Annotated in this window: 18 protein-coding genes; 8 read left to right on the forward strand and 10 right to left on the reverse strand. The window is 64.8% G+C overall.

Going from position 1 to position 19,089, the window contains the following annotated elements:
• Positions 1-76 precede the first annotated feature (76 nt).
• From WH303_RS21925 to garD, 6 genes are all read left to right on the forward strand, one after another.
• Positions 77-1,042 (forward strand): TRAP transporter substrate-binding protein, encoded by a 966-nt coding sequence (locus WH303_RS21925; protein WP_339521098.1) that lies wholly within the window; start codon positions 77-79, stop codon positions 1,040-1,042.
• A gap of 101 nt (positions 1,043-1,143) precedes the next feature.
• The gene (locus WH303_RS21930) at positions 1,144-1,626 is read left to right on the forward strand and encodes a TRAP transporter small permease (RefSeq protein ID WP_312528680.1); all 483 of its coding nucleotides are present in this window, start codon (positions 1,144-1,146) and stop codon (positions 1,624-1,626) included.
• 10 nt (positions 1,627-1,636) lie between these two features.
• The gene (locus tag WH303_RS21935; protein ID WP_116926236.1) at positions 1,637-2,932 is read left to right on the forward strand and encodes a TRAP transporter large permease; all 1,296 of its coding nucleotides are present in this window, start codon (positions 1,637-1,639) and stop codon (positions 2,930-2,932) included.
• 55 nt (positions 2,933-2,987) lie between these two features.
• Positions 2,988-4,283 (forward strand): glucarate dehydratase family protein, encoded by a 1,296-nt coding sequence (locus WH303_RS21940; protein ID WP_339521099.1) that lies wholly within the window; start codon positions 2,988-2,990, stop codon positions 4,281-4,283.
• Positions 4,284-4,334: 51 nt separating this feature from the next.
• Entirely contained in the window at positions 4,335-5,336 is a 1,002-nt protein-coding gene (locus tag WH303_RS21945; RefSeq protein ID WP_339521100.1) for a Bug family tripartite tricarboxylate transporter substrate binding protein, read from the forward strand.
• 101 nt (positions 5,337-5,437) lie between these two features.
• Positions 5,438-7,009 (forward strand): galactarate dehydratase, encoded by a 1,572-nt coding sequence (gene garD / locus WH303_RS21950; protein ID WP_339521101.1) that lies wholly within the window; start codon positions 5,438-5,440, stop codon positions 7,007-7,009.
• A gap of 19 nt (positions 7,010-7,028) precedes the next feature.
• Here garD and WH303_RS21955 read toward each other — a convergent pair whose 3' ends face one another.
• From WH303_RS21955 to WH303_RS21990, 8 genes are all read right to left on the reverse strand, one after another.
• Positions 7,029-7,871, reverse strand: coding sequence for a ChaN family lipoprotein (locus WH303_RS21955; RefSeq protein WP_339521102.1), 843 nt, complete (start codon positions 7,869-7,871; stop codon positions 7,029-7,031).
• Between the two features lie 60 nt (positions 7,872-7,931).
• On the reverse strand, positions 7,932-8,501 hold the full coding sequence (locus WH303_RS21960; RefSeq protein ID WP_339521103.1) for a pentapeptide repeat-containing protein: 570 nt from the start codon (positions 8,499-8,501) through the stop codon (positions 7,932-7,934).
• Between the two features lie 17 nt (positions 8,502-8,518).
• Positions 8,519-9,763: a tetratricopeptide repeat protein gene (locus WH303_RS21965; protein ID WP_339521104.1), complete on the reverse strand. Its 1,245-nt coding sequence runs from the start codon at positions 9,761-9,763 to the stop codon at positions 8,519-8,521.
• A complete protein-coding gene (locus WH303_RS21970; protein WP_339521105.1) occupies positions 9,760-11,436 on the reverse strand; it encodes a DUF4384 domain-containing protein in 1,677 nt (558 codons plus the stop codon). The genes WH303_RS21965 and WH303_RS21970 overlap by 4 nt, the downstream gene beginning before the upstream one ends.
• Before the next feature lie 117 nt (positions 11,437-11,553).
• Complete coding sequence (locus WH303_RS21975) at positions 11,554-11,889, reverse strand: hypothetical protein (protein WP_021025065.1); 336 nt, start codon at positions 11,887-11,889, stop codon at positions 11,554-11,556.
• Positions 11,890-12,055: 166 nt separating this feature from the next.
• A complete protein-coding gene (locus tag WH303_RS21980; RefSeq protein WP_021025064.1) occupies positions 12,056-12,355 on the reverse strand; it encodes a hypothetical protein in 300 nt (99 codons plus the stop codon).
• A gap of 117 nt (positions 12,356-12,472) precedes the next feature.
• Complete coding sequence (locus WH303_RS21985) at positions 12,473-12,886, reverse strand: hypothetical protein (RefSeq protein ID WP_148293011.1); 414 nt, start codon at positions 12,884-12,886, stop codon at positions 12,473-12,475.
• A 432-nt stretch (positions 12,887-13,318) separates the two neighbouring features.
• Positions 13,319-15,511, reverse strand: a complete 2,193-nt coding sequence (locus WH303_RS21990) for a malate synthase G (RefSeq protein ID WP_339521106.1) — start codon at positions 15,509-15,511, stop codon at positions 13,319-13,321.
• A 396-nt stretch (positions 15,512-15,907) separates the two neighbouring features.
• Between WH303_RS21990 and WH303_RS21995 the strand changes: the two genes are divergently transcribed.
• Both WH303_RS21995 and WH303_RS22000 read left to right on the forward strand, forming a co-directional pair.
• On the forward strand, positions 15,908-16,267 hold the full coding sequence (locus WH303_RS21995; protein ID WP_021025061.1) for a hypothetical protein: 360 nt from the start codon (positions 15,908-15,910) through the stop codon (positions 16,265-16,267).
• Between the two features lie 345 nt (positions 16,268-16,612).
• Entirely contained in the window at positions 16,613-16,972 is a 360-nt protein-coding gene (locus WH303_RS22000; RefSeq protein ID WP_027010452.1) for a hypothetical protein, read from the forward strand.
• An 83-nt stretch (positions 16,973-17,055) separates the two neighbouring features.
• On the opposite strand, the gene WH303_RS22005 is transcribed toward WH303_RS22000, so the two are convergent.
• Both WH303_RS22005 and WH303_RS22010 read right to left on the reverse strand, forming a co-directional pair.
• A complete protein-coding gene (locus WH303_RS22005; protein ID WP_339521107.1) occupies positions 17,056-17,742 on the reverse strand; it encodes a response regulator transcription factor in 687 nt (228 codons plus the stop codon).
• Positions 17,743-17,838: 96 nt separating this feature from the next.
• Entirely contained in the window at positions 17,839-19,089 is a 1,251-nt protein-coding gene (locus tag WH303_RS22010) for a sensor histidine kinase (RefSeq protein ID WP_339521108.1), read from the reverse strand.

Raw genomic sequence — 19,089 nt, forward strand, 5'->3', positions numbered from 1 at the left:
GCGAGGTGTGTGTGACCCAGAGACCCGGAAACCATCCGGGCATGTTCCCCAACCACAGAGATAACGAGGTAGACAAATGCGACTTTCCACTCTCAGTGCAGCGCTGGCTGCCGGTCTGCTGGCGCTCAGCGCGCAGGCCACTGAATTTCGTTCATCGGATATCCACCCGGACGAATACCCGACCGTGCAGGCGGTGAAGTTCATGGGCGAGCGCCTCAAGGCGCTATCAGGCGGCAAGCACAGCATCCGCGTCTACCCGAACGGGGCGCTGGGGGGCGAGAAGGAAACCATCGAGCAGGCCAAGATTGGTGCGCTGGCGATGGTGCGTGTCAATGTGGGCGCGATGAACAATGTCTGCAACGAGACCGTGGTGCCCACCATGCCCTTCCTGTTCCGCTCGGTGGAGCATATGCACAAGGTGCTCGATGGCCCCGTGGGCGAGGAGATCCTCAAAGCCTGTGAGAAGCAGGGCTTCATCGGCCTGGGCTTTTACGACAGTGGTGCGCGCTCGATGTTCACTGCCAAGCGGCCGGTCAAGAGCCTGGCCGACATGAAGGGCATGAAGGTGCGCGTGCAGCAGTCCGATCTCTGGGTGAGCATGCTCGAAGCCATGGGCGCCAATGCGACGCCGATGCCGATGGGCGAGGTCTACACCGGGCTGAAAACCGGCCTCATCGATGCGGCCGAAAACAACTACCCGACCTTCGAGAGCTCGCGCTCGTTCGAAGTCGCCAAGTACTTCAGCAAGACCGAGCACTCGATGGCGCCGGAGATTTTGCTGTTCTCCAAACGCACCTTTGACAAGCTCTCGCCCGAGGAGCAGCGCTGGGTGCGCCAGGCCGCCAAGGAGTCGGTGCCCTATATGCGCAAGCAGTGGGCCGAGCGTGAGGCCAAGTCGCTCGAGGTCGTGAAGGCGGGCGGCGCCGAGATCATCGAGGTGGACAAGGCCCCGTTCCAGGCGGCGATGCGGCCGGTCTACGACAAGTTCATCACCGATGCCAAGTTGAAAGACCTGGTCAAGCGCGCGCAAGACACCCCTTGAGCGCTGGCTGAGTGAACGCCACCGCCAGCCCTCAGATGGGGCTGGCTCCTTGCAACTCTTTGCCCGGAGGCTGTACGCCCCGGGTCTGCACGGGCACCACGATGTTTACCAAGATTTGCAGCGCCTTGTCGCGCTTGTGCATGTGGCTGGGTATTGCCGGCCTGATGCTGCTGATTGCCGCCGTCAGCTGGCAGGTGTTTGGCCGCTATGTGCTCAACAACACGCCGACCTGGGCCGAGAGCCTGTCGCTGTTGCTGGTGCTCTATGTGACCATGTTCGGCGTGGCCGTCGGTGTGCGCGACAGCGGCCATATCGGGCTGGAGTCGCTGCTGGTGCTGGCACCGGACTGGCTGCGCACCAAGATGGAGTTTCTGATCCATGCGCTGATCCTGCTGTTTGGCGCGGCCATGGCCTATGGCTGCGCGTCGCTGGCCGAATCGGTCTGGGACTACCGCCTGCCGACCCTGGGTGTGTCCGAAGGCTGGAAATACGTGCCCGCCATCATTGCCGGCAGCCTGATCGTGCTGTTTTCCATCGAACACCTGATCGCACTCGCGCAAGGCCGCGAAGTGCAGCCCAACTAGGAGCGCGGCGATGACCACAGCCTTGCTGATCCTGAGCCTGAGCTTTGCCGTCCTGCTGCTGCTGGGCGTGCCGGTGGCCTTCTCCATTGGCCTGTCTGCGCTGGCCACCTTGGCCTACGAGGGGCTGCCGCTGGAGGTGGGTTTTCAACAGATGACCGCCGGCATGGGGGTGTTCTCCTTTCTGGCGATTCCGTTCTTCATCTTTGCCGGTGAGCTGATGCTGCACGGCGGCATTGCCGACCGCATCGTCAACTTTGCGCGGGCGCTGATCGGCCATGTGCGCGGCGGCCTGGGCATGTCCAATGTGGTGGCCTGCACCTTGTTTGGCGGCGTCTCGGGCTCGCCGGTGGCCGATGTCTCGGCCATGGGCGCGGTGATGATCCCGATGATGAAGAAAGAGGGCTACCACGCCGACTACGCCGTCAACGTGACCACGCATGCGGCCCTGGTGGGCGCACTGATGCCCACCAGCCACAACATCATCATCTATGCGCTGGCGGCCAGCGGCAAGGTGTCGATTGCGGCGCTGATTCTGGCGGCCATCATCCCGGCGCTGATCCTGACCCTGAGCAACCTGGGCGCGGCCTACTGGGTGGCACGCCGGCGCGGCTACCCGGCCGGCACCTTTCCCGGCTGGCAGGTCGTGGGCCGCAGCCTGGCCGCGGCGCTGCCGGGTCTGTTTGTCGTGGTGCTGATTCTGGGCGGCATTCTGTCGGGTGTGTTCACCGCGACCGAGTCGGCCGTGGTCGCCGTGCTCTATGCGCTGGCGCTCACGGTGTTTGTCTACCGGTCGCTGAGCTGGTCGCACTTTGTCAAGGCCGCCTCCAAGGCGGTGCGCAACACCGGCATCATCTTGCTGCTGATCGGCATCTCCAGCACCTTTGGCTACCTGATCAGCCTCTATGGTGTGGCCGAGCTCACCGGCCAGATGCTGGCCCAGGTCACCACCACGCCCTGGATGGTGTTCCTGCTGATCAACATCATCCTGTTCCTGCTCGGCACCTTCCTCGACATGGCCGCCACCATCTTGCTGTGCACGCCCATCTTCCTGCCGATTGCCCAGCACTACGGCATGAGCTCGGTGCAGTTCGGCATTGTGCTGCTGATCAACTGCGCGCTGGGGCTGAACACCCCGCCAGTGGGCACCACCCAGTTTGTCGGCTGTGCCATTGGCGGTGTGTCGGTGGGCACCGTCATGCGCACCATCTGGCCTTTCTATGGCGCGCTGATCTTTGCGCTGGGCCTGGTGACCTTTGTGCCGGCCTTCACCACCTGGCTGCCGCAGATCTTCATGACCGTGCGCTAAGCCTTCACTGTCTCCCAACTCCTTCACCCCCTCTGCTTTCTTCTGCGTTTTCACGATGAGTACCTCACACGCCATTCGCCAACTCCGCATCACGCCGATTGCCTTCCGCGATCCGCCGCTGCTCAACGCTGCCGGCATCCACGAGCCCTGGGCGCTGCGCTCCATCATCGAGATCGAGACCGCCTCGGGCCTGGTGGGGATCAACGAGAGCTATGGCGACCAGCCCATGCTCGATGCACTGGCCAAGGCGGCACCGGCCTTGGTGGGGCTGTCGCCCTGGGCGCTCAACGAGATGGAGCAGCGGGTGGCCGCGCTGGTGGCGCCACCAGCGCAGACGGCCTCGGAGTTTCTGGGCCAGCAGGTGTCGCTCGCGCCGGGCACCCATGTATCCAAAACGGTGGCCAAGGTGGTCAGTGCATTTGAGGTGGCCATGCTCGATCTGCAAGGCCAGATGGCGAATGCGCCGGTGGTCGATCTGCTGGGTGGCGCGGCGCGCTCCAGTGTGCCGTTCTCGGCCTACCTGTTCTACAAGTACGCCGAGCATGCCGGCCAGCCCTATGCCCCCGATGCCTGGGGCGAGGCGCTGACACCGCAGCAGCTGGTGGCGCAGGCCCAGCGCATGATTGGCCAGTACGGCTTCCAGAGCATCAAGCTCAAGGCCGGGGCCTTGCCGCCTGACGAGGAGGCCGCCGGCATTCTCGCCCTGGCCGAGGCCTTTCCCGGCCTGCCTTTGCGCATCGATCCGAATGCCAACTGGACGGTGGAGACCAGCCTGCGCATTGTCGACAAGCTGCGCGGTGTGCTGGAGTACTACGAAGACCCGGCCCCCGGGCTGGACGGCATGGCCGCTGTGGCCCGCGCCTGCGAGGTGCCGCTGGCCACCAATATGGTGGTGACCGATTTTGCCGAGTTCCGGCGCAATGCCGAGATGGGCTGCCCGGTGAAGATTGTGCTGAGCGACCACCACTACTGGGGCGGCCTGCGCGCCACGCAGCGCCTGTCCACCCTGTGCCGTACCTTCGATTTGGGCCTGTCGATGCACAGCAATTCGCACCTGGGCATCAGCCTGGTGGCGATGACGCATCTCTGTGCCAGCGTGCCCTTGCTCACCTATGCCTGCGACACCCACTACCCCTGGCAGGACGAGGAGGTCATCGAAGGCGGGCGTCTGCAGTTTGAAGCGGGCAGCCTGCGCGTGCCCAGCACGCCAGGCCTGGGCGTGCGCCTGGACCGCAATGCGCTGGCACGCCTGCATGACAACTACCTGCACTGCGGCATTCGCAACCGCGATGACCTGGGCCAGATGCGCAAGTACGACCCGAGCTTCGACGGCAAGCAGCCGCGCTTCTGATCCCCAACGAGTTCATTGACCTTTCGACGATTACAAACCAAGGAGACATCCATGCAACGCAGAACCCTGATCCAAAGCTCGCTCGCGGCCAGCGCCCTGATGCTGGGCGCCGGCCTGGCCAGCAGCTCCGCGCTGGCACAAAGCAGCTGGCCCACCGGTAAATCCATCACCTACCTGGTGCCGTTTCCGCCCGGCGGCAATACCGATACCTTGGCACGTGTGATCGCCCAGCCGCTGGGCAAGGCGCTGGGCACGCCGATGATCATCGAGAACAAAGGCGGGGCCGGCGGCAGCGTGGGCTCGGCACTGGCCGCGCGCGCAGCGCCCGATGGCTACACCATCCTGGGCGGCACCATCAGCTCGCATGCGATCAATATCAGTCTGTATTCCAAGCTCGACTACGACCCGGTCAAATCCTTCACGCCGGTCGCGATGCTGGGCTCGGGCCCGCTGGTGTTGGTGGTGCCCGCCTCCAGCCCCTTCAAGACCCTGGTCGATGTGATGGCCGGCAGCAAGGCCAAGTCCTCCAGCGGCGGGCTGACCTCGGCCTCGCCCGGTAGCGGCACCTCCAACCACATGGCGCTGGAGCTGCTGGCCTACCAGACGGGCGTCAAGTTCACCCATGTGCCCTACAAGGGCAGCGGCCCGGCGGTGCAGGATGTCATCGGCGGCCAGGTCGACATGATGTTTGACACCGCCCTGGTCGTGGGCCCGCATATCCAGGCCGGCAAGCTGCGCCCGATCGCGGTGACCAGCTCCAAGCGCCTGGAATCGCTGCCCGATGTGCCGACCATTGCCGAGGCTGGTGAAAAGGGCTTTGACATGGGATCCTGGCAAGCGGTGTTTGCACCTGCGGGTACACCCAAGCCCGTGGTGGACCGCCTGCATGCCGAGATCATGAAGATCGTCGCCACGCCCGAAGTGCAGACGCGTTTGAAGGCCTTTGGCATGCAGCCGTCGACGATGACGCCGGCCGAGCTGGCCGAGTTCCAGAAGGCCGAGGTGGCCAAATGGGCGCAGGTGATCCAGGCCGCCGGCATCAAGGCCGATTGAGCGTTTGCGTGCGGCCCTGTCGCGCAAAGCGACAGGTGCCAGGCGGGCCGGCAGCGCGCATGCGCTACGCTGCCGGAGCACCGCCGTAGAGAGTATTTGCCATGACACAAGCCAGAACGACCCCACTTTCGATTTCCATGCATGCGGCGGACAACGTCGCGATCATCGCCAATGACGGCGGGCTGCCGGCCGGCACGGTGCTGCCCTCGGGCCTGCGCCTGGTCGAGCAGGTGCCGCAGGCGCACAAGGTGGCCTTGCTGGACATTGCGCAGGGCGAGGCCGTGCGCCGCTACAACGTGGTGATCGGCTATGCGCGCCAGGCCATTGCCGCGGGCAGCTGGGTGCATGAGCGCCTGCTGCAGATGCCCGAGGCCCGCTCGCTCGAAGGCCTGCCGATTGCCACGGTGCCCGCGCCCGATCTGCCGCCACTGGAGGGCTATACCTTTGAGGGCTACCGCAATGCCGATGGCACGGTGGGCACCCGCAATATCCTGGCCATCACCACCACGGTGCAGTGCGTGGCGGGCGTGCTGGATTTTGCGGTGCGCCGCATCAAGGCCGAGCTGCTGCCGCGCTACCCGCAGGTCGACGATGTCGTCGGGCTGGAGCACAGCTATGGCTGCGGTGTGGCGATTGATGCGGTGGGCGCCGAGATCCCGCAGCGCACCTTGCGCAACATCAGCCACAACCCGAACTTTGGCGGCGAGGTGATGGTCGTCAGCCTGGGCTGCGAAAAGCTGCAGCCCGAGCGCCTGCTGCCACCGGGCTCTTTCCCCATCACCGATGAGCGCGCGCCCGAGCTCGATGTGGTCTGCCTGCAGGACGAGGCACATGTGGGCTTTATGTCGATGGTGCAGTCCATCATGACGCGGGCCGAGGCGCACCTGGCACGGCTGAACCAGCGCCGGCGCGAGACCGTGCCAGCCAGTGCGCTGGTCGTGGGCGTGCAGTGCGGCGGCAGTGATGCCTTCAGCGGCGTCACCGCCAACCCGGCCGTCGGCTTTTGCACCGATCTGCTGGTGCGCGCAGGGGCGACCGTGATGTTCAGCGAAGTGACCGAGGTGCGCGATGGCATTGACCAACTCACCTCGCGCGCCTCAACCCCTGAGGTGGCGCAGGCGATGATCGACGAGATGGCCTGGTACGACGCCTACCTGGACAAGGGCAAGGTGGACCGCAGCGCCAACACCACGCCGGGCAACAAGAAGGGCGGCCTGTCCAACATCGTGGAAAAGGCGATGGGCTCGATCATCAAGAGCGGCACAGCGCCCATCACCGGCGTGCTCTCGCCTGGCCAGAGACTCGCCGATCGCGGCATCGAGCGCGGCTTGGTCTATGCGGCGACGCCCGCGAGCGACTTCATCTGCGGCACCTTGCAGCTGGCCGCTGGCATGAACCTGCATGTGTTCACCACCGGGCGCGGTACGCCCTATGGCCTGGCGCAGGTGCCTGTGATCAAGGTGGCCACGCGCAGCGATCTGGCGCGCCGCTGGCATGACCTGATGGATGTGAACGCCGGGCGCATTGCCGATGGCGAAGCGACCATCGAGGAGATGGGCTGGGAGATGTTTCGCCTGATGCTGGAGGTGGCCAGTGGCCGCAAGAAGACCTGGGCGGAAGAGTGGCAGCTGCACAATGCGCTGGTGCTGTTCAACCCCGCCCCGGTGACCTGAGCACGCAGAGGCTTGGCCTCTACTTCTTCCACTTCTCGCGCAGCGCGGCGCAGTGGTCCTGGGCCGGCAGCGCCGGGGTGCTGTGTACCCAGTCGCGGTCGGCCGTATCGGCCTGGGCCTGGCTGCCCGCCTGGCCAATGGCCACCACCGATCGGGTGCCCGCAGGCAGCCAGGTCGGAATGCCGATGCTGCGCAGCACATGGCCGCGCCCGGCGATCAGCAGCACCGTCTTGCCTGGCTGCAGCTGGGCGGTGGCGGCCTGGGCCATGCTGTCGTCCTTGGCCAGCTGGATGCGCGCCATCGGGGCCAGCTGGCCCTCGGGCAGCAGGCCGCAGTGGCCGTCGGCTATCGCATCGAGCTGGCGCTGCCATGCAGCAGCGGGCAGGTGGCTGTCCCAGCGCGTTTGCTGCATCACATCGCGCATCTGCGCACGCGGCAGATTGCCGCCCAGCACGGGCACCCCCGCCTGCACCGCCGTCATCACCGCCGGGCCGTAGTGGCGCCAAGGCCAGCCCTTGTCATTCCAGGCCAGCGCCTGCTGCACCTGGGCTTCGCTGGCGCTGGGGGCCAGGCCCTGGGTGCTGTGGCCGGCGTCGGCCATCTCCAGCACGACAGCGGCCAATTGCCGCCGTGCCGCCCAATGGGCCACCGTGGCCTGCTGCCAGGCTTGGTGCGCGGCGGCATCATGCTGCTCGCCCAGCAGCAGCACATCGGGCGCTTCGGCCAGTGACATGGTCGACCGGTCCAACTCGGCGTTGGCCGAGGCGGAGTTTTGCGGCGCCTGGCTGGCGCAACCGGCCAGCAGCGCCAAGCCCAACAGGCCGGGCAGCCAGCCGCCAGTGCGAATGACATTTATTTGCATCATTCGCGCATGGTAATGGCTGGCCGGCGGCCTGGGGGCTTGAAGGGTTGCCGTGTTTTCTTAACGGCGCTGGCCGTTGGTCCAGATCGCGCCGGTGGTCAATGCACCTTCCATCGACACATTGACCAGGGTGGCGCCCGTCAGGTTGGCGCCGGCCAGGTTGGAGTTGTCCAGGCTGACATTGACCAGCTCGGCGCCCTGGAAGTTGGCGCCCTGCAGGTTGGAGTTGGACAGGTCCACATTGGTGAAGCTATGGCCGGCAAAGTTGGCCTGTGGCAGGTTGGAGCCCGACATATTGGCGTTCACATGGGCTTGGTTGCTGCCGCCGCTGCTGCGCTTTTGGCTGCGCATGGTGGCCGACGTTTTGCCCTGGCCTTCGACGACGACGGCTGCGCCACCGGCACCGCCGTGCACGGTGCTGCTGCGGCCGGGGATATTGGTCTCGGCCACGGCGCCACGGCCCGAGGCCGCATTGACGACGGAGCCATTGACGGTGACCGAGGCACCCTGGCTGCCGCCGCGCACATCGACGCCGGGGGCCGAGATGACGGCGCCTTGCGCCCAGACGCCGCCAGCGGCCAGGCTCAGGGTCAGCACGGCCAGGGCCTGCTTGATTGTGGGTTGTTGCATGCTTGTCCTTTCTTGCGCTACTCGGTGAGTGGCGCGTTGTGACTCAGGTTGGAGGGCTGCATGCCTGGGGCATGCGCGGCAGAGGGAGGCCCCTCGGTCGGCACCACCTGCTCCTGCGAGAGCGGCGGGGTGTTGGTATCTGCCGCCGCATCGCCATCGGCGGCAGGCGGCTCTGGCCAGGCAAAGGGCTGCTGGCTCAGCTGCGAGAGCGGGTCGGCCACGCGCTGGGGGCGATCGGGCGGCGCGCTGGGGTGTTTTTCTTCGACCTGCAAGGCCACGGCATTGATGCGCGCGGCCAGCTCCTGCATCCAGGCTTCGTCGATCACCGGTTGCTTGTCGTTGCTGCGGCTGAAGATCAGCGCCAGAAACTCACGCGCCTTGGGCGAGCCAGCATCGGCAGCGCGCCGGTAGTACTGGATGGCGGTGGCGAAATTGCGCTGCACACCGCGCCCCAGGTGGTAGCGGTAGGCCAGCTCCAGCAGCGCATTGGCATTGCCCTCGTCGGCACGGGCGCGCAGGCGGCCCAGCTGCTCGGCAGTGCTGGCGCGCTGGTAGCTGGCGATGCGGCCCAGGTTTTGCGCCGCCGTCTGGCTGCTGCCGGCCTGGGCCTGGGCGTACAGCTCCTTGGCCTCGTTCATGCGCCCTTCAAGCTCGCGCTCGACGGCCAGGTCATTGAGCGCCATCGCATCGCCATCGCGCGCGGCCTGCTCCAGCAGCAAGCGCGACTGCTGCATGGCCTTGGGGCCGGTCACCCGGAGCTCGACCAGGGACAGCAGGTAGGTGGCCTTGGCCAGGCGCGCATCGGCTGCGCGCTGCAGCCACTGGCGGCCGGTGGGCACATCCCGCACTCCGCCGGTGCCCGTGCCCAGCATGTAGCCCAGCGCCGCCATGGCCCGGGCATCGCCTTGGGCGGCGGCCTGGCCCAGCCACTGGCGGGCCTGGGCGCCCGCTTGCGGCAGGCCGGCGTTCTGGTAGTAGTACATGCCCAGCTCGAACTGGGCGCTGACATCGCCTTCCTGCGCCTGTCTGCGCAGCGCCTGCAGGCTGGCATCGCTGCGCGGGGCCGGCATGCGGATGGACGACGCGGCGCCCGGCGCGGCGGGCGCTGCCGGGGCCTGGCTGCTGCTGGTGGCTGCGCCGGCATCGCCACCGCCGGCTGATGGCAGCACGATGGCGGCCCAGCTGGCGCAGGCCTGCAGCAGCAGCCCGCCGGTCAGCGCCAGGAGGCCGGCACGGCGGCCGGTTGCTGCGAGGCGCCTCATCGCGTTTTGCCGCGGCGTGCGGGGGCGGCGGCAGGGGCCGGTTGGGCGGGAACAGCGGCCACGGGGCCTTCCACTTCCCAGCGCAGCTGCGACTGGGCAATGACGCCGGTCTGCGCAGCAATCTGCTGCTGCACGGCCTCGATTGTGGTCAGGCCCTCGATCGGTGCGAGCTGGGCCTGGGTCAGGGCCACCGGCACGCGGCCGGTCAGCGGCTTGGTGGTCTGGGCGCAGTACACCTGCTCCACGCCGGGGCGGGCGGTCTCGATCAGGAAGGAGTTGGCCTGCGACACATCGGGCACCATCAAGCCGATGCGACCCTGGGCCACCACCGCCTGCTGCTGCGGGTTGGGATAGACCTGGGTGACCACCTGGGCGGCATCCTGGTAGTAGCAGTAGAGGAAGCCGGTGCGGGCCGGTGCCACGCGCAGCACCACCGAGCTGCCGATGGGCAGCTGCGATGCCAGCTCCTTGTGGCCGAGCAGGGACAGCGCCAGCGCGTCGGTGGTCGGCTCGTTGTCCGGCAGGCCATGCGGGCGCGGCTTCAGCTCATCGCTTTGCGGCGAGTAGCTGGAGGCGATCTTGTCATCGGCCGACATGCCGGCATACAGGCGCAGCAGGCCCATATAGGTCTCGAAGTTGACGACGCCAACCGGGGTCAGGTCCAGCGATGCCTGGTAGAGCGCCAGCGCATTGCGCAGCGCGGTGGAGTCGTTGCCATCGATGGGGCCACTCCAGGCGCCTTCGGCCTGCAGCACGCGCTGGGCCAGGGTGATGCGGTCGGCCGCGCCTTGCTCGTCAAACCAGGTGCGCATCTGGCGTTTGAATTCGGGGTGGTTCTGCTCGTAGTCGATGCATTCCCAGTACGGCACCTTGGCCCATTTGCCCACCAGCTCGATGGTGGCCAGGTCGACCAGCAGGCGCACGGCCGCGCCTGCGCCCTGGTTCACATCGGCAGCCACTTCATACTGCACGCCCAGGCGGTAGATGTGCTTGGGCAGGCCGGTGGCGCGTCCGCCGATCTCGACCGAGCGGCCGCCGGTGGCGACGACCAGCTCGTTGGCCGAATCCAGACCGGGGTAGAGCGTGCGGGAGTTCATGTCGCCCAGATGCAGGTCGAGCCCCACGACCGTGCCCAGCAAGTCCCAGCTGTAGCCGGTGTCGGTATTGGCGGTGGAGACGCCCAGGCTGCTGCGCTTGGAGACCACCGTCTTGTCGCCAAAGCTGATGGCGCCCGAGACATAGATCTGCGGCTTGCGCAGCTCGATCTGGCCGTTGTTGAGCAGCAGGCTGGTCATCGTCTGCACGGTGTCCTGCTTGAGCGCATCGACCTCATAGTCCACCACGCGGAAGGCCTGGCTGGTGCGCGACATGCGCGACAGCGCCGTGATCACCATCTCCTTGGTGCCGGTGGAAAAGAGGCCCGAGGGATCGGGGATGCTCTTGACCGCCACCAGGGTCGAGGGCACCTGCTCGGCCGCCAGCATGCGGTCCATGCAGGCCAGGCCTTCGCGCATCGCCGATGCGGATTTGGTGGGCGTGACCAGCGGCGACTGCTCGGTGATGCCCTTTTCAATGATGTCCTTGCGGTCGGACAAGGTGGGCTGGATGCTGCAGGCAGACATGGCCAGCACGCAGGGCGCAAGCGCCAGGCGGCGAATCGATGAAAGATGCATGGTGGTTGTTCGTTATGGCGATGGTGGGGCTGCCGCTGGGGTCAGCGTCCTGCCGGGCTCCCTCGTCCCGGGGTGGCTGCGCAGAGTTTTCTGGCTCTGGCGCAGAAGCCATCGTGTTTATTTGCAGATATTGATGACGGAGCCACGTACGACGGTCACCTGGTCGGCATTGCCCGCCCCATAGCGGTTACCGATACCGGCCGTGCCTTCGTTGATCTGGGGGGCGGCACCCACATTGGTATTGCAGTTCTTGCCCGAGGGGCCAGTGACCATTTCACGCTCGATGGCGGATCTGGAGTCCTGCTCCGTCAGGTAGTTGCGGGCCATGGCATTGCTCACCTTGTTGCGTGAGGCGGGGTCGAGCCCGGTGCGGCCTGCGGGTGGCTTTTGCTGCGCCTGCGCGGCGGCGCACAACAGGGCGAGAACCCATACCCCGGCATAGCTGGCTTTCATGCGCAGTCTCCTGGAGGGACCCTCTGCACAGCGGTCGGCAGGCTAAGAAATGCGGCCGCATCCTATAGCGCTGACGAATGCTCTGCAGAAGATCTTTTTGATAGGGGCCGGCCAGCGAACGGTCTCCAGACGCAATCGGTGGCCAGCGGGGATGAAGGGGCGGGGATTACTTGCCGTCGTTGGATGCGAGGTTTTGCTCGGCCTTGGTCATCGCGCCGATCGCCATATTGGCCACGGCACCATTGGTGACCGAGACTTCCTGCTTGTTATTGCCGCCGATATTGACGTTGCCCTTGTTGGACGCCAGGTTTTGCGTGGCAGTGGCACCAGCGCCAATGGCCATATTGGCGACAGCGCCGTTTTTCACGGTGACCTTCTGGTCGTTGTTGCCTTTGATCTTCACTTCTGCCTGGGCAGACATGGCGATAGCCGAAACCGACACCAGAATTGCGAAAAACTTCTTCATAAAAATCTCCTCGTTACTGAAAGAATATGGTGCACATCCTTGTGATGCACCTCTGCAGTCAGCTCCCCTGTCGGAGAAACCGAACCGTTCATCGGCGTGCGGCCGCAGGGCGCCCTGCTACCGTCCGCCAATGTTCACTACGCTGCGCATGCCGGTGCCGGTGGCCTGGTTGACCACGGGGCCACCGACGGAAACCACCTGGCTGCCACTGCCAACACCGCCATTGCGCGACGCAATATTCAATTCGCTATAGGCCCCGAAACTGGCCATGTTCGCGACCACGCCATTGACCGAGGTCACCTGGTTGTTGCCGCGGATCTGGCGAATGTTCTTGTTTGACGAGATATTCATCACCGCCTGGGCCGCTGGGCCGGAGATATTGACGATGCCGCCATTGACCACCACCTGCTGGTTGTTCTGGGCGAATACCGAGGCGCTCAGCCCCAGGCCTGCGCACAGCAGCAGATGCCGCTGTTTTGCCAGTGCCTGGATGAATGCCTGCTTGGCGCCTGTAATGGATTGATGGCCCATGGTCAATAGCTCCTTGCCGATAGACGAAAACTTGCTAAGGCGTGTTTTTAACTGCAGTCCGGCACGGAGAAATGACGAGTTGAAACCGGGTGATTCATGAATATTTCATGACATAAGAAATATCTAGTAGCAATCAGATTTTGTTTTTTGAAACTGCCTATAGAAAACAAATATGCAGGTAACAAGTGGATTACATATGAGGCTATAAGTTGAATAGATGCATAGGCAATTTCTTTACAAAGATCTGCAAATTGGCAACTCGCTTTACTTTTGAGCTTTGTTTTTACGAATACGTAAAAAAGCCTGCTCCAACTGGGCAGGCTTAGAAGAGGATTAGCTGAGTTGCTATAAAAAAAGCAGCCACAGGGGCTGCTCTTGGTGTTTACCCTGGGGTACACCTTGGGCGCTGGCGCTGAGCGCCACAAGCTCTATTCAGGCACCGGCCTTGACCTTCAGGCGCCAGGCGTGCAGCAAAGGCTCGGTGTAACCCGAGGGCTGCTCCTTGCCCTTGAACACCAGGTCCAGAGCGGCCTGGAAGGCGGCGCCCTGGGAGTTGGCCACCAGGCTCTTGTAAGCCGCGTCGCCGGCGTTCTGGCCATCGACCACCTTGGCCATGCGGGCAAAGCTGTCGCGCACCATCGCCTCGGTCACGATGCCGTGCTGCAGCCAGTTGGCGATGTGCTGGCTGGAGATGCGCAAGGTGGCGCGGTCTTCCATCAGGCCCACGTTGTGGATGTCGGGCACCTTGGAGCAGCCCACGCCCTGGTCGATCCAGCGCACCACATAGCCCAGGATGCCCTGCACGTTGTTGTCCACTTCCTGCTGCTTGTCGGCGTCGCTCCAGTTCGGGTTGGCGGCCACGGGCACCTGCAAGATGGCATTGAGCAGGTTGTCGCGCTCGGCATCGGCGCTGGTCTTTTCCAGCTCCTTTTGCACCTCGGCCACATTGACCTGGTGGTAATGCAGCGCATGCAGGGTGGCGCCGGTGGGCGAGGGCACCCAGGCGGTGTTGGCGCCGGCCTTGGGCTGGGCAATCTTCTGCTCGAGCATGGCCTTCATCAGGTCGGGCATGGCCCACATGCCCTTGCCGATCTGGGCGCGGCCGCGCAGGCCCATGGTCAGGCCCACCAGCACATTGCTCTTCTCATAGGCGGGCAGCCAGGCGCAGGTCTTCATGTCGGCCTTGCGCACCATGGGGCCGGCGTACATGGCGGTGTGCATTTCATCGCCGGTGCGGTCCAGGAAGCCGGTGTTGATGAAGGCCACGCGCGCAGGCGCTGCGGCAATCGCGGCCTTCAGGTTCACCGTGGTGCGGCGCTCTTCGTCCATGATGCCGAGCTTGACGGTGTTGGCGGGCAGCCCCAGCATCTGCTCGACGCGGCCAAACAGCTCGTTGGCAAAGGCCGCTTCGGCCGGGCCGTGCATCTTGGGCTTGACGATATAGACACTGCCGGTGCGGCTGTTGCGGATGCCCTGGGCGCCCTTGCCCTGCAGGTCGTGCATGGCAATCGCCGTGGTCACCACCGCGTCCATGATGCCTTCGGGGATCTCTTTCTGGTCCGCGCCCCAGAGGATGGCCGGGTTGGTCATCAGGTGGCCGACATTGCGCAGGAACATCAGCGAGCGGCCATGGAGCTTGAGGCGGTCGCCATTGGCGCCCGTGTACTCGCGGTCGGCGTTCAGACCCCGGGTCACCGTCTTGCCGCCCTTGTCGAAGGACTCGGTCAGGCTGCCCTTGAGAATGCCCAGCCAGTTGGCATAGCCGTTGACCTTGTCTTCGGCATCCACCGCCGCCACCGAGTCTTCCAGATCGAGAATCGTCGACAGCGCCGCTTCCACCACCACGTCGGAGACGCCGGCGGCATCGCTGCTGCCAATGGGCGTGGCCTTGTTGATGATGATGTCGATGTGGATGCCGTTGTTCTTCAGCAGCACCGATTGGGGTGCGGCGGCATCACCTTGGTAGCCGACAAACTTGGCGGCGTCCTTCAAGCCGGTCTTGCTGCCGTCCTTCAGGGAGATGGCCAGTTGGCCGCCTTCAACAGCGTAGCCGGTGGCATCGGCATGCGAGCCTTGGGCCAGTGATGCGGCCTGGTCCAGGAACTGGCGGGCATAGGCCACGACCTTGGCACCGCGCACGGGGTTGTAGCCCTTGCCCTTTTCTGCGCCACCGTCTTCGCTGATGGCATCGGTGCCGTAGAGCGCGTCATACAGCGAACCCCAACGGGCGTTGGCGGCATTCAGTGCATAGCGGGCATTGAGAATGGGCACCACCAGCTGGGGGCCGGCTTGCACGGCCAATTCGGAGTCCACGTTCTCGGTGCTGGCCTTTACGTCTTGGGGCTGCTCGACCAGGTAGCCGATCTGGGTCAGAAACTGGCGGTAGGCCGGCATGTCGGTGATCGGGCCGGGGTGGGCCTTGTGCCAGCTGTCCAGCTCGGCCTGCAGGCGGTCGCGCTCGGCCAGCAGGGCCGCGTTCTTGGGCGCCAGGTCAGAGACGATGGCATCAAAACCTTGCCAGAACGCAGCGGGCTCCACGCCCGTGCCTGGCAGCACCTGGGTGTTCACAAAGTCATACAGAACCTGGGCCACTTGCAGGCCGTGGACGGTGGTGCGTTCAGTCATGGTGTCTACCTTTCAATACTTAACAACTGCAGGTGCGCGGGAGCACCCATCAGCACACTTTATTCCATACCCACCATGGCAATCAATCCATTAAAAACACTTTGATATATGACTTTTATGGATGTAATCAACGGTTGCTAACGCCTCGTTAGGTGGGTGTGGATGTGATGGTTTGAATGATCCGATCCGACGGATTTATATATCAAGCCTCTGTCAGGGCTGCTGCCGGCGTAGGCGCTGGCTCGCTGCAGCGCCCTAGCACAGCTGTTGCCCAAAAGTAGCAAGCGATCAGAAAAAGCGCGCAAAGCTTGATGAAAATCAGAAATGATCAGATACAATCATTTTCATCAGGAGGCGGTAATTTCCCACGCGCCTTCGCTTTTCAGGAGTGTTTCCATGGCGAATTTGACCGACAGCTTGAATGATCTGATGTCTCTGGAAGGCGCTTTGTGCGCAGCGGTTGTCGACTACAACAGCGGCATGATGCTGGCCAGCGCCGGCACCGGCGTGGACATGGAACTGGCAGCTGCCGGTAACACCGAAGTGGTGCGCGCCAAGATGAAGACCATCAAGGCCCTGGGCCTGAACGAGAACATCGACGACATCCTCATCACCCTGGGCAAGCAGTACCACATCATCCGTCCTTGCTCGCGCCTGGCCGGCATCTTTGTGTACTACGTGCTCGACAACAAGCGCGCCAACCTGGCGCTCGCACGCCGCAAGGTGACCGACGTCGAAAGCGCGATGACCATGTAAGGGTGGGCCGCGCCGCGCTAGGCCGGGCTGCGCTAGGCCGCGCCAGCGCTGCTGAGCGGCCATGGTTGTTACCTGGCGTACCACCATGGCGCCGCCGCGTCGCAAATAACATACGCTTTGTTACGAGTTGCGGGCTGCGCTGCTGCCCGCTGTTTTTGCCGGTGGGCACAAGCCAGCCCATGCGCGGCTGCTATCCAAATGTCAGATTCCTGCGCCGGCTGCACCTGCCTGGGTGACAGCCGCATGCAGAGAATGATTGCTCTGATCAGAAGTGACTTATTAGAATCATCTATACCTTAATAAGGTGGTAGTGCTTGATATAGATCACATGGATTGGAGATCGACATGGCAAATCTGAACGACAGCTTGAGCGACTTGATGACGATGGACGGCGCGCTGTGCGCTGCCGTGGTGGACTACAGCAGCGGCATGATGCTGGGCAGCATCGGCAGCGGTGTGGACATGGAGCTGGCAGCGGCTGGCAACACCGAAGTGGTGCGCGCCAAGATGAAGACGATGAAGGCCCTGGGCCTGAACGACAACATCGACGACATCCTCATCACCTTGGGCAAGCAGTACCACCTCATCCGCCCATCGCAGAAGCTGGCTGGCATCTTCGTCTACTACGTGCTGGACAAGGCCCGCTCCAACCTGGCGCTGGCCCGCCGCAAGGTGGCCGATGTCGAGTCGAACATGAGCATGTAAATACGCGCTAGGCGGCGTTGGCCGCCACCGCACAACGGGCCCCGATGGGCCCGTTGGCTTTTGCAGCGCCCGTGCTGCGCAGGCTAGGCCGAGACCAGCGGCGCGCGGAACTGGTAGCCCACTTTTTGCTGCGATTGCAGCGGCACCGCCAGCGGCGTGGCCTTTTCGATGCGGCGGCGCAGGCGGTAGATGGTGGCGTGCAGGCTGTTGTCGGAGTCGCTGGCCGTCGGGTAGCCCAGCAGCTCACGGATCTGGTCGCGGCCTACGACGGCGCCCTGGGCTTTTAGAAAACACTGCACCAGCATCAGGTCGGTGGGGCTCAGGTCCACGCTCTGGCCATCGGGGGTCAGCAGCAGGCTGCGGTGGCTGTCGAGCTTCCAGGCCGTGGCGACCTGGGCGGTGGTCATGATGCGGCGGTGCACGGCGCGCACGGCCAGCTCCACCTGCTCGAAGGTCACCGGCTTGGTCAGGTACATGTCGGCGCCGGCATTGATGACCTCGGCAAACACTTCGGGGCCCAGCCGGCCCGAGACGATCAGCACGCCCGCCTGGTTGCGCTTGCGCAGAATGCGCAGCAGCTCGGTGCCGTTGACGCCGGGCAGCATCAGGTCCAGCACATAGAAGTCAAAACGGTAGGGCTCGATGTCGGCCAGCAGGTCGCTGCTGTCGTTGTAAACCTGTACCTGAACGCCCTGGTTGCGCAAGTGCTGGGCCAGAAATTCGCTGTATTCGGGGTCGTCGTCGACCAGGGCGAGCGTGGCGGGGAGCATGGTGGTTCCGTGAAATGGTGCAGTCGGTGAAAAGTCCTGAGAAGCGCGGTGCCAGCTTCTGCAGGGGCAAGCGGCCGGTGGCCATCGCCTGGCTGGCTAATCGTCCAGCCCTTGGGGCAACTCAATGCGCATGATGGTGCCGTTTGGCTGGCGCGGCAAGGCCTGCACGGTGCCCTGGTGCAACTGCACCACCGAGCGCACGATGAACAGACCCAGGCCCGCGCCCGCCCGGTGGCGGTGTTCGGTGCCGCGCGTGCCTTTCTCGAACAGGCGCGGGCGCAGGCTGTCGGGGATGCCCGGGCCTTCGTCGATCACCTCGATGATCAGCGCCAACGGGTCGTCCGAATCGGCCAGGCGCAGCAGCACCGGGCTGTCAGCCGGGGCGTAGTTGAGCGCATTGTTGAGCAGGTTGCGGATGGTCAGCCGCATCAGCGCCGGGTGCAGCTGCACCGTGCGCGCCTCGGCATCCCAGACCACCTGGATGCGCGGGCGGGCATCGGCAGCGATGTCGTGCAGCACCAGGTTGACGAGGGTCGGCAGGTCGGTATCGGACGAGGCGCCAGCGCGCCCGCCCACGGCAAGAATGGTGCCTGCGGCCAGGGTGTTGTCCAGGGTGCCGATGACCTGCTGGAGCACATGCTCGGCGCGCAGCAAGGCCTTGGTGGCCGGGGTGGTCTGGCTCAGCTGCAGCTCGGCAATGGCCGACATGGTGGCCTGCATCGCGGCCGAGGCGTTGTTGAGTGGCTGGCGGATCTCATGCGAGAGCAGCTGCAGCATTTCGCTGTGCTCGGTGAGCATGGCGGTGCGCCAGTCCAGCAAGGTGCGCAGCTTGAGCAGCTCGCTTTTCTCCTCGGTGCGCTCCAGATCGGTGGAGGAGAGCGCGGCCAGCTGCGCGCGCAGGTCGTCGGTTTGCGCCGCGTTGGCGTATTCGGCGCTGCAGTCCTGCATCAGCATCAGCACGCCCTGGGCGGTTTTGGTGCCGGCCGGCCCGGGCCAGAGGTGGGGTGACAGGCTGACGCGGCGCCAGGCGACCTGGCCACGGGCATTGGTCTTGCGCGTGTCGAACTGCTGGCGCATGCCCTGGGCGGCGGCCTGCAGCGCGTCGTGGTGCTGCTGGGCAAAGTCGGGGGGCAGCGCTTCGTCGAGCAGTTGGCCGACGATGCCGGTGGTGGGCACGCCAAACCATTCGCACCACTGCGGCGTGGCCAGGCGCAGGCGCTGGTCACGGCCCCAGTAGGCCATGGCGACGGGGCTGCTGCCAAACAGGCGCAGTAGCTGGGCGGGGGCGTACCAGAGGGCGTCGGCGCTGGAGGGGGTGCTGGTGGGCGGCGTTGAAGCTGGCGGCAT

This window comes from Comamonas sp. MYb69 (assembly GCF_037479315.1).
GTDB lineage: Bacteria > Pseudomonadota > Gammaproteobacteria > Burkholderiales > Burkholderiaceae_C > Comamonas.

What these genes read in the sequence shown, in the direction of transcription:
- WH303_RS22000 (WP_027010452.1), top strand. Translation starts at nt 16,613, where the DNA reads ATGGCAAATCTGAACGACAGCTTGAGCGACTTGATGACGATGGACGGC.
- WH303_RS21985 (WP_148293011.1), bottom strand. Translation starts at nt 12,886, where the DNA reads ATGGGCCATCAATCCATTACAGGCGCCAAGCAGGCATTCATCCAGGCA.
- garD (WP_339521101.1), top strand. Translation starts at nt 5,438, where the DNA reads ATGACACAAGCCAGAACGACCCCACTTTCGATTTCCATGCATGCGGCG.
- WH303_RS21940 (WP_339521099.1), top strand. Translation starts at nt 2,988, where the DNA reads ATGAGTACCTCACACGCCATTCGCCAACTCCGCATCACGCCGATTGCC.
- WH303_RS21980 (WP_021025064.1), bottom strand. Translation starts at nt 12,355, where the DNA reads ATGAAGAAGTTTTTCGCAATTCTGGTGTCGGTTTCGGCTATCGCCATG.
- WH303_RS21945 (WP_339521100.1), top strand. Translation starts at nt 4,335, where the DNA reads ATGCAACGCAGAACCCTGATCCAAAGCTCGCTCGCGGCCAGCGCCCTG.
- WH303_RS21990 (WP_339521106.1), bottom strand. Translation starts at nt 15,511, where the DNA reads ATGACTGAACGCACCACCGTCCACGGCCTGCAAGTGGCCCAGGTTCTG.
- WH303_RS21930 (WP_312528680.1), top strand. Translation starts at nt 1,144, where the DNA reads ATGTTTACCAAGATTTGCAGCGCCTTGTCGCGCTTGTGCATGTGGCTG.
- WH303_RS21925 (WP_339521098.1), top strand. Translation starts at nt 77, where the DNA reads ATGCGACTTTCCACTCTCAGTGCAGCGCTGGCTGCCGGTCTGCTGGCG.
- WH303_RS21960 (WP_339521103.1), bottom strand. Translation starts at nt 8,501, where the DNA reads ATGCAACAACCCACAATCAAGCAGGCCCTGGCCGTGCTGACCCTGAGC.
- WH303_RS21935 (WP_116926236.1), top strand. Translation starts at nt 1,637, where the DNA reads ATGACCACAGCCTTGCTGATCCTGAGCCTGAGCTTTGCCGTCCTGCTG.
- WH303_RS21965 (WP_339521104.1), bottom strand. Translation starts at nt 9,763, where the DNA reads ATGAGGCGCCTCGCAGCAACCGGCCGCCGTGCCGGCCTCCTGGCGCTG.
- WH303_RS22010 (WP_339521108.1), bottom strand. Translation starts at nt 19,089, where the DNA reads ATGCCGCCAGCTTCAACGCCGCCCACCAGCACCCCCTCCAGCGCCGAC.
- WH303_RS21970 (WP_339521105.1), bottom strand. Translation starts at nt 11,436, where the DNA reads ATGCATCTTTCATCGATTCGCCGCCTGGCGCTTGCGCCCTGCGTGCTG.
- WH303_RS21975 (WP_021025065.1), bottom strand. Translation starts at nt 11,889, where the DNA reads ATGAAAGCCAGCTATGCCGGGGTATGGGTTCTCGCCCTGTTGTGCGCC.
- WH303_RS21995 (WP_021025061.1), top strand. Translation starts at nt 15,908, where the DNA reads ATGGCGAATTTGACCGACAGCTTGAATGATCTGATGTCTCTGGAAGGC.
- WH303_RS21955 (WP_339521102.1), bottom strand. Translation starts at nt 7,871, where the DNA reads ATGCAAATAAATGTCATTCGCACTGGCGGCTGGCTGCCCGGCCTGTTG.
- WH303_RS22005 (WP_339521107.1), bottom strand. Translation starts at nt 17,742, where the DNA reads ATGCTCCCCGCCACGCTCGCCCTGGTCGACGACGACCCCGAATACAGC.